This is a genomic window from Aeromicrobium sp. Leaf272 (genome assembly GCF_001422865.1).
In the GTDB taxonomy this organism is placed as follows: Bacteria; Actinomycetota; Actinomycetes; order Propionibacteriales; family Nocardioidaceae; genus Aeromicrobium.
Window position 1 is genome coordinate 143,047 of record NZ_LMMY01000011.1, and the last position, 11,654, is coordinate 154,700.

Here is an 11,654-nt window from a genome sequence, read left to right on the forward strand (position 1 = left end):
TTGATCAGCATGAGGTCGTGACCGGGCACGCGCGCCGAGACGTTGCCGGCGGTCCAGACCACCAGCGCGTAGCGGGTCAGCTCGGCGTGCAGTGCGCACACCTGCTCGCGGAGCGTCGTGATCGCTGCCGACACGTCGGCGGTGACGGTCACGACGGATCCTTCCGGGCGTGGCGACGACGGACGGCGTCGCGACGGACCGCGCGCAGCCGGTGCATGACGTCGTTCCCGCCTCGACCGAAGTGATCGTGCAGCGCGGTGTACTCGCCGAACAGGACGTCGTACCGCAGTGCGGCGTCCTCGTCCGGGGTGAACACACCGCGCTGCACCGACCCCATCACCTTCGCGGCGGCGCGTATGTCCGCGTACGCGCCGGCCGCGACGGCGGCATGGAGGGCAGAGCCCAGTGCTGGGCCCTGCTCGGACCCGACGACGGACAGCGGCAGGCGCGTCACGTCGGCGTAGATCTGCATGAGCAGGCGGTTCTTCGACAGCCCGCCGGCCACCACGAGCTCCTCGACGGGGACGCCGGAGGACGTGAAGGCCTCGATGATGGTGCGGGTGCCGAAGGCGGTGGCCTCGATGAGGGCGCGGTACACGTCCTCCGGCCGGGTGGCCAGCGTCTGGCCGACGACGAGCCCCGAGAGCTCGTGGTCGACCAGCACCGAGCGGTTGCCGCTGTGCCAGTCGAGGGCGACGAGACCGTGCTCGCCCACCTCCTGCTCCGCCGCGAGGGCGGTGAGGTGCTCGTGCACGGAGCGGCCGTGCGCGGCCGCCTCCTCGTGCACGGACGGCGGCACGCCGTGCTCGACGAACCAGCCGAAGATGTCACCGACGCCGCTCTGCCCGGCCTCGTAGCCCCAGCTGCCGGCGACGATGCCGCCGTCGACGACACCGCACATGCCGGGCACGTCGCGCAGCACGCCGGCGCTCACCACGTGGCACGTGGAGGTGCCCATGATGGCGACCATCTGGCCGTGGTCGACGGCCTGGGCCGCGGGGGCGCTCACGTGGGCGTCGACGTTGCCCACGGCCACGGCGATGCCCTCGGGAAGCCCGGTCCAGCCGGCCGCGCGGGCGGTCAAGGTGCCGGCGCGGTCGCCCAGCTGGCCGATCGGCTGCTCGACCTTGTCGGTCACGTAGTCCGCGAAGCGGGGGTCGAGCGCGGCCAGGAAGTCGCTCGACGGATAGGCGCCGTCCTGCAGCACGCCCTTGTACCCGGCGGAACAGGCGTTGCGCACGTAGGTGCCGCACAGCTCCCACACGATCCAGTCGGCCGCCTCGACCCAGCGCTCGGTCCGCGCGTACAGCTCGGGGTCCTCCTCGAGCAGCTGCAGGCCCTTGGCGAGCTCCCACTCCGAGGACAGGAGTCCGCCGTAGCGCGCCAGCCAGGGCTCGGCGCGCTCGGCGGCCAGGGCGTTGATCCGGTCGGCCTGCCCCTGCCCGGCGTGGTGCTTCCACAGCTTGACGTAGGCGTGTGGCCGGTCGGCGAGCCCGTCGACCTCGTTCAGCGGGGTGCCGTCGACCAGCGTCGGCACCATGGTGCAGGCGGTGAAGTCGGTGGCGATGCCGACGACGTCGGCCGGGTCGATGCCCGCCTCGCGCACGGCCGCGGGCACGGCGACCTGCAGCACCTCGCGGTAGTCCTGCGGCACCTGCAGCGCCCAGTCGGGCTCGAGGTCGACGTCGGGGCCGCCGGTCAGGCTCGCCGGCAGCGTGCGCTCGAGCACCGCGTGCGGGTACACGTGCACGGCCGAGGCGAGCTCGGCGCCGTCGCTGACGCGGACGACGAGGGCACGGCCCGAGAGGGTCCCGTAGTCGACGCCCACCACGTAGGTCTCGCGCGCGGCGCTCATCCCTGTCCTCCTGCGGTGGCCCCGGTGGGACGGGGCGCCGTGCTGGAACGCACGACGAGGTGCGGCGCCACGAGCCGGTCGAGGTCCTCGTCCTCGCCCACGATCGCGGCGTGCAGCACGGCGATCGCCCGACGACCGACGGCCGGGAAGTCCTGCCGGACCGTCGTGAGCGGCGGGATCAGGTAGCCCGCCTCCGGCGAGTCGTCGAAGCCGACGACGCTCACGTCGGCCGGCACGGAGCGTCCGGACTCGTGCAGGGCACGCAGCACGCCGATGGCCATCTGGTCGTTGGCCACGAAGATCGCGTCGACGTCGTGCTGGGTGGCCAGCTCCAGCCCGAGCGCGTAGCCGCACTCGGCGGTCCAGTCGCCCTCGAGGCACGGCCCGGGCTCGAGACCGGCCGCGGCGAGCGCGTCGAGCCACCCCTGTGCGCGCGCCTCGGCCTCGGTCCAGCCACGCGGTCCGCTCACGTGCGCGATCCGCGTGTGTCCGAGCTCGAGGAGGTGCCGGGTGGCCTCGCTCGCGCCGAGGTGCTGGTCGACGCCGACCGCGAACTTGGCCCGCGTCAGGTCGCCCTCGACCACGACGAGCGGGACGCCCGGGTCCTGGCGGCGGATGAGGTCGAGCGCCTCGTGCTGGGCGGCGATCATGACGATGCCCTCCACGGACTGGCGTCGCAGGTGCTCGATCGCGTCCTGCAGGCCGTCGGCGGTAATGGTCTTCAGCCCGACCGAACCGGCGAAGTAGCCGGCCTCGCGCGCGGCCTCCTCGACCGTGCGGTGGATGCTGTTCGGCCCGTACAGCCCGGTCTCGGTGCTGATGATGCCGATGATCGACGAACGCCGTGTCACGAGCGTGCGCGCCGCGGTGTTGGGCCGGTAGTCGAGCTCCTTGATGGCCGCGAGGACGCGGTCGCGGGTGGCCTCGCCGACGTGCGGCAGACCGTTCACCACGCGCGAGACCGTCTGGTGGGACACCCCGGCGAGCGCGGCCACGTCGGCCATCACCGGCGTGCGGGGTCCCTCGTGCTTGAGCGTCATGCCTGCCTCCTCGTGAAGAACCGCTGCATGACGACGAACACCAGGAGGAGCACGCCGATCGAGATCTTCGTCCACCACGAGCTGAGGGTCCCGTCGAAGGAGATGAAGGTCTGGATGGTGCCCAGGACGAGCACGCCGAGCAACGACCCCAGCACCATGCCACGGCCGCCGACGAGCAGGGTCCCGCCGATCACGACGGCGGCGATCGCGTCCAGCTCCATCCCCACGGCGTGCAGGCTGTATCCCGACAGCATGTAGAGCGAGAACAGCAGCCCGGCGAGGGCGGAGCAGAAGCCGCTCACCACGTACACGCCGACCTTCACGCGGGCCACGCGCAGGCCCATGAGGACGGCCGACGGCTCGCTGCCGCCGACGGCGTACACCGTGCGTCCGAAGCGGGTCAGGTGCAGCACCCACGCGGCGATCCCGACGACGGCCAGCGCGAGCAGCGCGGTCCAGGTGACGTAGACGTCGCCGGGCAGCGTCACCGTGCCGGAGGCCAGGGTGGAGAAGAACGGGTCGCGGATCGGGATCGACTCCACGCTGATCAGGTAGCACAGGCCCCGCGCGAGGAACATGCCCGCGAGCGTGGCGATGAACGGCTGGATGCCGAGGTAGTGGATCACCAGGCCGTGGCCGAGCCCGATCACCGTGCCGGTCAGCAGCACTGCCGCGATGGCGAGCGCCGGGTTCCAGCCTGCCTGCAGGGTCGAGGCGGCCACCATGGTCGAGAGGGCCACCACCGAGCCGACGCTGAGGTCGATGCCGCCCGTGAGGATCACGAACGTCATGCCGACGGCCAGGACGATGAGGAAGGCGTTGTCGACGAAGAGGTTCGCGACGACCTGCGGCGAGGAGAAGCCCTCGTAGCGCGACGACCCGAGGCCGAACATGCCGACGAACACGGCGAAGGTGGCGATCACCGGCAGGTAGCGGTCCGGCGGGCGGTATCCCTTCAGCCGGTCCAGCGCCGAGCCGGTGGAGACGGTCGCGGTGGTCATGCCACACCTGCCTTCGCGCGGGTCGAGGATCGTCGGGCCGCGAGGGCGCCGCGCGCCTGGGGCGACTGCAGCAGGCACACCGCGATGACGGCCACGGCCTTGAACAGGTAGTTCGTCTCGGCCGGGATGCCGATCGTCGGGATCGTCGTCGCGAGCGTCTGGATGAACAGCGCGCCGACGAACGTGCCGGTGAGGGAGAACCGACCACCGGCCAGCGACGTGCCGCCGATGACCACGGCGAGGATCGCGTCGAGCTCGATCCACAGGCCGGCGTTGTTGGCGTCGGCCGCACTCGTGTTCGCGGCGATCATGAGGCCCGCGATGCCGGCGCAGAAGGCGGCGAAGACGTAGACCGTCCAGATGATGGTCCGACTGCGGACACCGGCGAGCCGGCTCGCCTCGGGGTTGATGCCCACCGACTCGATGAGCATGCCGAGCGCGGTGCGCCGGGTCAGGATCGCGGTGGCGGCGAACACGACGAGCGCCACCAGCACCGCGACGGGCACGGCCAGGAAGAAGCCGGCACCGATGAGTCGGAACGTCGGGTTGTTGACCGTGGTGATCTGGCCGTCGGTCACGAGCATGGCCAGACCACGTCCGGCGGTCATGAGCACGAGCGTCGCGATGATCGGCTGGATGCCCAGCACCGAGACGAGGAAGCCGTTCCACAGGCCCAGCAGCACGGCGACGGCGAGCGCCATCGACATCGCGACGATGGCGGTGGCCGCGGCCGACTCCTGCGAGGATCCCGCGATCTGCACGCAGGCCACGGCCCCGGAGATCGCCGCGATCGCGCCGACCGACAGGTCGATGCCGCGGGTGGCGATGACCAGCGTCATCCCCAGTGCCACCAGGAGCACCGGGGCACCGTTGCGCAGGATGTCGATCACGCTGCCGTAGAGGCGCCCGTCCTGCAGACGGATCGAGAGGAAGCCGGGGTTCACCACGACGTTGAGCACGACGAGGGCGAGCAGGGCCAGGACCGGCCACACGAGAGAGCTGCGGAGCAGCGTGCGCACGTCAGGCACGGGTCGCTCCCTTCGGGTCGGCGGGGCCGTGTGCGGGCTGGTCGGACACGTGCTTGCCCTCCTGCACCGCGGTGTCGGGACCGCGGTCGGTGACCACCTCGAGCGAGACCGCCGACTCACCGCCTCCGGCGATCGTGTGCAGCACGTCGGACACCTCGAGGTCGATGTTGACCTGCTCGTCGATCTTGCGGCGGTCGCGCATGACGACCACCCGGTCGGAGAGGCGCAGCACCTCCTCCAGCTCGGCGGAGATGAAGACGACGGCCATGCCCTCACGCGCCAGCTCGGCGACGAGCTGCTGGATCTGCGCCTTGGCGCCCACGTCGATGCCGCGGGTGGGCTCGTCGAGCACCAGCAGCCGTGGCTCGGTGATGAGCCAGCGGGCCAGCAGCACCTTCTGCTGGTTGCCGCCGCTGAGGTTGCGCATGAGGGCGTTCGGGTCGGCCGGGCGGATGTCGAGCGTCTCGATGTAGCGCTGGACCAGCTCGTCCCTCGTCCCCTGCGGCACCCGGCGCAGCCAGCCGCGGGAGGCCTGCAGCGCGAGGATCATGTTGTCGGCGACGGTGAGGTCGCCCACGACGCCCTCGGCGCGACGGTCCTCGCTGGAGAAGGCGACGCCCGCCCCGATCGCGTGCCGGGGGGTGCGCCACGAACGGGTGCGCCCTCCCACCTGCACCTCGCCCTCGTCGGCGACGTCGGCACCGAACAGCAGCCGCGCCAGCTCAGTACGTCCCGACCCGAGCAGGCCGGCGACGCCGACGACCTCGCCGGCGTGCAGCTCGAGGTCCGTGGCCTGCAGCTCGCCCTTGCGTCCGAGCCCCAGCACCTTCAGCACGGGCTCGGCGGCAGGCGCAGCGGGGTCGGCCGGCTCGCGGTCGAGGCGCTCGAGCACCTCGAGCTCACGGCCGATCATCTCCTGCACGAGCTCGAGCTGGGTGAGCGCGGCGGTGCGGTGCTCGGCGATGAACCGTCCGTTGCGCAGCACCGTCATGCGGTCGGACAGCTCGAAGACCTGGTCGAGGAAGTGTGAGACGAACAGGATGGCGACGCCCTGGTCACGCAGCGTGCGCACGACGTCGAAGAGCACCCGGACCTCGTCGGCGTCGAGGCTCGAGGTGGGCTCGTCGAGCACGAGCACCTTCGCCTCGACGTCGACCGCGCGCGCGATCGCCACCAGCTGCTGCACGGCGATGGGATGGCGACCGAGGGTCGATGCGGGGTCGACGTCGAGACCGAGCCGACGCAGCACCTCGCCGGCGTGCCGGTTCATGGCGCGGGTGTCGATGCGGCCCAGCCGACGCGGCTCGCGGCCGAGGAGCATGTTCTCGGCGACCGTCAGGTTCGTGCAGAGGTTGACCTCCTGGTACACCGTGCTGATGCCCGCGGCCTGGCTCTCGGTCGGTCCCGAGAAGCGGTGCTCGGTGCCCCCGACGCGGATCGAGCCGGCGTCGATGGAGTACACGCCCGTGAGCGCCTTGATCAGCGTGGACTTGCCGGCGCCGTTCTCGCCCATGAGGGCGTGCACCTCACCGGGATACAGACGCAGGCCCACGCCGTCGAGAGCCTTGACCCCCGGGAAGCCGATCTCGATGCCGGTCATCACGACCACGGGGTCGACGTCGGGCGTGGCGCCGGGGGCGGGGGCGGCCGCTCTTGCGGCGGTGCCTGCACTCATGTCACTCCTCGGGACAAGGGGGATCGGCCGGGCGGGGTCGATCGGATGGCGGGTCGACCGGTCGGCCGGGTGGGGCGACTCGGGGCGGGGGTCGTGGCAGCGACCCCCGCGCCCGGGTCGGGTCGTTCAGGCGGTCAGTACTGGCGGTCGGCCAGCACGTCCTTCGCCTGCTCGGGGGTGAAGGTCCCCTCCTCGGTGACGACCCGCTTCGGGACCTCGTCACCGGCGACGACCTTCTTCGCGAGGTCCATCAGCTGCGGGCCGAGCAGCGGGTTGCACTCGACGATGAAGTTGATCTTGCCCTCGCTGAGCGCGGTCATCCCGTCCTTCACGGCGTCGACCGTGATGATCTTGATGTCCTCGCCCGGCTTCTTGCCGGCCGCCTCGATGGCCTCGATGGCGCCGAGGCCCATGTCGTCGTTGTGCGCGTAGACGACGTCGATGTCGTCGTTGGACTGCAGGAAGGCCTCCATGACCTTCTTGCCGCCGTCACGCGTGAAGTCGCCCGTCTGCGAGGCCACGATCTTGATGGCGTCGTCGGAGGACGTGACGTCCTCGAAGCCGGCCTTGCGGTCGATGGCCGGTGCGGCGCCGGTGGTGCCCTGGAGCTCGACGACGTTGATGTCGCCGTTGCCGTCGACGTCGGCGTCCTCGGCGTTGTCGACCAGCCACTGGCCGGCCTTCTCGCCCTCCTCGACGAAGTCGGAGCCGAGGAACGTCGCGTAGAGCGACTCGTCCTCGGAGTCGACCGCGCGGTCGGTGAGGATCACCGGGATCTTGGCGCGCTTGGCCTCCTGCAGGACCGCGTCCCAGCCGGTCTCGACGACCGGGCTGAAGGCGATCACGTCGACCTTCTGCTGGATGTAGGAGCGGATCGCCTTGATCTGGTTCTCCTGCTTCTGCTGTGCATCGGAGAACTTGAGGTCGACCCCCTCGGCCTTGGCGGTCTCCTGGACGGACTTCGTGTTGGCGGTGCGCCAGCCGCTCTCGGCGCCGACCTGGGCGAAGCCCATCGTGATCGCGTCGCTCCCGCCGTCGGATCCGCCGCTGTCGGAGCTGCTGCCGCACGCCGTCATGCCTCCCAGCAGGGCGAGCCCTGCCGTCACGGTGATGACCTTCTTCAACATTGCACTACCTCCATGTGGGTCGGCGCCCTTCCGGGCGCCAGGGGGGTCGTGTGGCGGGCGGACAACCGATCACACTCCGATGCCAGATCACGTGACCTGCATCACTGCTTGCCCGATTGTTAACGCTCACAACACGCCGGGTCAAGGGTTTCGCCAAAGAATTGTGAGCGCTCACAACGTGACCGGGGGCGTGCGACCATGGAGCGTGACCCACGACCCACGCCGAACCAGCTGGTCGGGCACGGTGCCCTACCACTTCGCCCGCGAGCACCGTCCCCACGACCTCGACGCACTGCGCGAGCTCGTGGCCGGTTCCACGCGCCTGCGGCCCGTCGGGACCGCCCACACCTTCAACGACCTGCCCGACGCCGCCGCGGGTGCCGAGGTCGCTGCCGTGAGCGTCGCGGCCTTCGACGAGCTGCAGGTCGGTGACGACCGCACGTGGGTCCGGGTCGGGGCGGGCCTGACCCACGCGCAGCTCGCGGTCGCGCTCGAGCCGCACGGCCTGGCGCTCGAGAACCTCGCCTCCCTGCCGCACCTGAACGTCGCCGGAGCCGTGTCCACCGCCACCCACGGGTCCGGCGTCCGCACGGGCAACCTCGCGACCCAGGTGCGCGCCGTCGAGCTGGTGCTGGCCTCGGGCGACGTCGTCACGGTGCGTCGCGGCGAGCCCGACTTCGACGGCACGGTCGTCGGTCTCGGCGCGCTGGGCGTCGTGACCTCGCTCGAGCTCGACGTCGTCCCGGCCGTCGACCACCGTCAGGTGGTGCTGCTCGACGGCGACCCCGAGACGCTTCCGGACCGGCTCGCGTCCGTCCTGGCGCTCGGCCGAAGCGTCAGCGTCTTCACGCTGTGGGACGGCTCGCCCGACCGCGTGTGGGTCAAGTCCCGTGACGGCGACCCCGAGCTCGACCTGGCGACGACGGGCCTCGCGCCCATGACCGGCGAGCAGCACCCGATCCCCGGCCTCGACCCCGTGCACTGCACCGCCCAGCAGGGCGTCCCCGGACCGTGGGTGGAGCGGCTGCCGCACTTCCGCCCCGGCTTCCTGCCCAGCGTGGGCGACGAGGTGCAGTCCGAGTTCCACGTCCCGTTCGAGCACGCGGCCGACGCGGCCCGCGCCGTGCGCGCAGTGGGCGAGCACCTTGCGGTCGCGCTGCAGGTCGCCGAGATCCGCGCCGTGGCCGCCGACACCCTGTGGCTCAGTCCGCAGTTCGGGCAGACTACCTGCTCGTTCCACTTCACGTGGGTCGGCGACACCGTCCTGGCCGACGCCGCGGCGCGCGTGGTGGAGGAGGCGTTGGCCCCCTTCGCACCCCGACCGCACTGGGGCAAGCACTTCACCCTCGACGTCCGCCGGGCCTNACCCCGACCGCACCTTCGTCAACCCCTGGCTCGAGCGCGTGCTGCTCGACAGTTGACCCGTCGGCGCGAATCGGGCGGCGAAGGTGGATCGCCGGGGCACTAGGCTCGACGCATGCACGTCCACGTCGCCGACCACCCGCTCGTCTCCCACAAGCTCACGGTGCTGCGCGACGCGTCCACTGACTCCCCCACGTTCCGACGGCTCGCCGACGAGCTGGTCACGCTGCTCGCCTACGAGGCCACGCGCGACGTGCGGGTCGAGACGGTCGCCGTGACGACCCCCGTGGCCGAGGCCCAGGGCGTACGCCTGGCCGATCCGCGTCCGCTCGTCGTCCCGATCCTGCGCGCGGGCCTGGGCATGCTCGAGGGCATGCAGCGCCTGCTGCCCACCGCCGAGGTCGGCTTCCTCGGCATGGTGCGCAACGAGGAGACCCTCGAGGCCGACACCTACGCCGAGCGCCTGCCCGACGACCTGTCCGGCCGCCAGTGCTACGTGCTCGACCCGATGCTCGCGACGGGCGGCAGCCTGGCGGCTGCCATCCAGTTCCTCGTCGACCGCGGCGCCGACCACATCACGGCCGTGTGCCTGCTGGCCGCTCCCGAGGGCGTCGCGCGCATCGAGCGCGAGATGGAGGAGATCGGCGTGCCGGTGAACCTCGTGGTCGCAGGCCTCGACGAGCGGCTCGACGAGAACGGCTACATCGTCCCCGGTCTCGGTGACGCCGGCGACCGGCTGTACGGCGTCGCGGACTGACCCCGGCACCCACGCTGCGGTCCACCGGTTCCTCCGGCAGGCTGTTCTGGTGCACGAGGATCCGGTCGACGTCCCCGCAGGACGGTCGACGTCCCCGCAGGACGACGGTCCGCACCCCCACCGCTGGCGCATCCTCGCCGTCACCCTCGTGGTCGGCTTCATGTCGCTGCTCGACGTCACCATCGTCAACGTCGCGATCCCGTCGATCCAGGAGGGTCTCGACACCACGCCGGGCACCGTGCAGTGGGTGGTGTCCGGGTACGCGCTGACCTTCGGCCTGACCCTCGTCGCCGGCGGACGGCTCGGCGACGCCTACGGCCGACGTCGACTGATGCTCATCGGGCTGGCCGGCTTCGTGGCCTCGAGCGCGGCGGCAGGTCTCGCGCCCACGGCCGAGCTGGTGGTCGTGGCGCGACTGCTCCAGGGTGCGTCGGCAGGGTTCCTCACCCCGCAGAGCTCCGGGCTGATCCAGCAGCTCTTCTCCGGCGCCGAGCGCGGACGGGCGTTCGGGTACTTCGGCCTCACCGTCTCGATCGCCTCGGCCACGGGGCCCCTGCTCGGCGGGCTGGTGATCGGGCTGGTCGGGGAGGACCTCGGGTGGCGACTCCTGTTCCTCGTCAACGTGCCGATCGGGCTCGTCGCCGCGATCGCCGTGGCCCGCATGGTGCCCGGGCGCCAGTCCGACGGCGGACCGGGACGCATCGACGTCCCGGGCGCCGTCCTGCTCGGCCTCTCGGTGCTGTGCCTGCTGTACCCGCTGGTGAGCCTGGAGTCCGGCGCGCGGTGGCCGCTCGTGCTGCTGGTGGGCGTGCCGCTCTTCGGCTGGGCCTTCGCCGCCTGGGAGCACCGGCTCAAGCGGCGCGGTCACGAGCCACTGCTCGACCTCGACCTGCTGCGTCGGCTTCCCGGCTTCGGCAACGGGATGCTCGTGGGCACCGTGTACTTCACCGGCTTCACGGGCGTGTTCCTCGTGGCGTCGGTGTGGCTGCAGGGCTCCCGCGACGTCAGCGCCCTGCACGCCGGGCTGCTGCTGACGCCCTTCGCGCTCGGGTCGGCCATCACGTCGCCCCTGGCGGGCCGCCTGGTGAGCACGGTCGGACGATCGCTCACCGTCGGCGCCCTGGGCGTCATGATGGTCGGCGTGCTGGGCGCCGCGCTGGTGGCTCCCGGTCGGCCGACCGAAGACCTGTGGTGGGCGCTCGCCCCGTTCCTGCTGCTGGCCGGCCTCGGCGGCGGCGCCGTCGTGTCGCCGAACATCACCCTCACGCTGCAGGAGGTACCGCCCCGCATGGGCGGTGCGGCCGGTGGCGCGCTGCAGACCGGCCAGCGCATCGGCTCGTCGCTCGGCGCCGCCCTGCTGGCCACCACCTACCAGGTGGTGGCGGGCGGGTCCGGCGGCGACACCGGCATCCGCGTGGCCCTGTTCGTGGCGCTGGCCGTCCTCGCCCTCGCTCTCGCGGCATCGGTGATGGCGCTACGGTCCTCGCGGCGTCTCGCGGCCGCCTGAGCGCCGCCGTCCAGCGTCAGGCCGCGTGCTTGCAGGTGCTGCAGGAGCAGTCGGTGCACACGCAGTTGGCACAGCTGTCGGAGCAGTGGGCGCACGAGCAGACGTTGTGGTTGCAGGTCTCGCACGTGCAGTCGTCGCACACGCAGGTCGCGCAGCTGTCCGAGCAGTGGGCGCACGAGCAGGTGGCGCACTCGTCGTAGTGACCCTCGTGCTCACGGTGCACGTGGCCATCGTGCAGGTAGTCGACGTGGTCCTCGTGCACCACGGCGTCGTGGCCGCAGCCCGGTCCGTGGGTGTGGTCG

General features: G+C 71.7%; 10 protein-coding genes. 4 read left to right on the top strand and 6 right to left on the bottom strand.

Features of this window, described 5'->3' with window-relative positions:
• Positions 1-148: 148 nt before the first annotated feature.
• From araB to ASF38_RS07815, 6 genes are all read right to left on the bottom strand, one after another.
• Positions 149-1,855 (bottom strand): ribulokinase, encoded by a 1,707-nt coding sequence (gene araB, locus ASF38_RS07790; protein ID WP_056574972.1) that lies wholly within the window; start codon positions 1,853-1,855, stop codon positions 149-151.
• The gene (locus ASF38_RS07795; RefSeq protein WP_056574975.1) at positions 1,852-2,895 is read right to left on the bottom strand and encodes a LacI family DNA-binding transcriptional regulator; all 1,044 of its coding nucleotides are present in this window, start codon (positions 2,893-2,895) and stop codon (positions 1,852-1,854) included. The genes araB and ASF38_RS07795 overlap by 4 nt, the downstream gene beginning before the upstream one ends.
• On the bottom strand, positions 2,892-3,896 hold the full coding sequence (gene yjfF, locus ASF38_RS07800; RefSeq protein ID WP_056574978.1) for a galactofuranose ABC transporter, permease protein YjfF: 1,005 nt from the start codon (positions 3,894-3,896) through the stop codon (positions 2,892-2,894). Before yjfF ends, ASF38_RS07795 begins: the two co-directional genes overlap by 4 nt.
• Positions 3,893-4,924 carry an ABC transporter permease gene (locus tag ASF38_RS07805; protein ID WP_200914451.1) on the bottom strand — a complete coding sequence of 344 codons (1,032 nt, stop codon included), beginning with the start codon at positions 4,922-4,924 and terminating at the stop codon, positions 3,893-3,895. The genes yjfF and ASF38_RS07805 overlap by 4 nt, the downstream gene beginning before the upstream one ends.
• A complete protein-coding gene (locus tag ASF38_RS07810) occupies positions 4,917-6,599 on the bottom strand; it encodes a sugar ABC transporter ATP-binding protein (protein ID WP_082480587.1) in 1,683 nt (560 codons plus the stop codon). Before ASF38_RS07810 ends, ASF38_RS07805 begins: the two co-directional genes overlap by 8 nt.
• Before the next feature lie 134 nt (positions 6,600-6,733).
• Positions 6,734-7,726, bottom strand: a complete 993-nt coding sequence (locus ASF38_RS07815) for an ABC transporter substrate-binding protein (protein ID WP_056552025.1) — start codon at positions 7,724-7,726, stop codon at positions 6,734-6,736.
• A 79-nt stretch (positions 7,727-7,805) separates the two neighbouring features.
• On the opposite strand from ASF38_RS07815, the gene ASF38_RS19695 reads away from it, so the two are divergent.
• The 4 genes from ASF38_RS19695 to ASF38_RS19145 all read left to right on the top strand — a co-directional run.
• Positions 7,806-9,090: FAD-binding protein (locus ASF38_RS19695; protein WP_369815176.1), on the top strand; the 1,285-nt coding region annotated here is incomplete at its 3' end.
• Between the two features lie 113 nt (positions 9,091-9,203).
• Positions 9,204-9,845 (top strand): uracil phosphoribosyltransferase, encoded by a 642-nt coding sequence (gene upp, locus ASF38_RS07825; protein ID WP_056552030.1) that lies wholly within the window; start codon positions 9,204-9,206, stop codon positions 9,843-9,845.
• Positions 9,846-9,894: 49 nt separating this feature from the next.
• Complete coding sequence (locus ASF38_RS07830; RefSeq protein WP_056575405.1) at positions 9,895-11,352, top strand: MFS transporter; 1,458 nt, start codon at positions 9,895-9,897, stop codon at positions 11,350-11,352.
• 29 nt (positions 11,353-11,381) lie between these two features.
• Positions 11,382-11,552, top strand: coding sequence for a hypothetical protein (locus ASF38_RS19145; protein ID WP_235497505.1), 171 nt, complete (start codon positions 11,382-11,384; stop codon positions 11,550-11,552).
• Positions 11,553-11,654: the final 102 nt, after the last annotated feature.

Bases quoted from the DNA above. Each gene is read 5' to 3' on its own strand.
- araB (WP_056574972.1), bottom strand. From the start codon at position 1,855: ATGAGCGCCGCGCGCGAGACCTACGTGGTGGGCGTCGACTACGGGACC.
- ASF38_RS07795 (WP_056574975.1), bottom strand. From the start codon at position 2,895: ATGACGCTCAAGCACGAGGGACCCCGCACGCCGGTGATGGCCGACGTG.
- yjfF (WP_056574978.1), bottom strand. From the start codon at position 3,896: ATGACCACCGCGACCGTCTCCACCGGCTCGGCGCTGGACCGGCTGAAG.
- ASF38_RS07810 (WP_082480587.1), bottom strand. From the start codon at position 6,599: ATGAGTGCAGGCACCGCCGCAAGAGCGGCCGCCCCCGCCCCCGGCGCC.
- ASF38_RS07815 (WP_056552025.1), bottom strand. From the start codon at position 7,726: ATGTTGAAGAAGGTCATCACCGTGACGGCAGGGCTCGCCCTGCTGGGA.
- upp (WP_056552030.1), top strand. From the start codon at position 9,204: ATGCACGTCCACGTCGCCGACCACCCGCTCGTCTCCCACAAGCTCACG.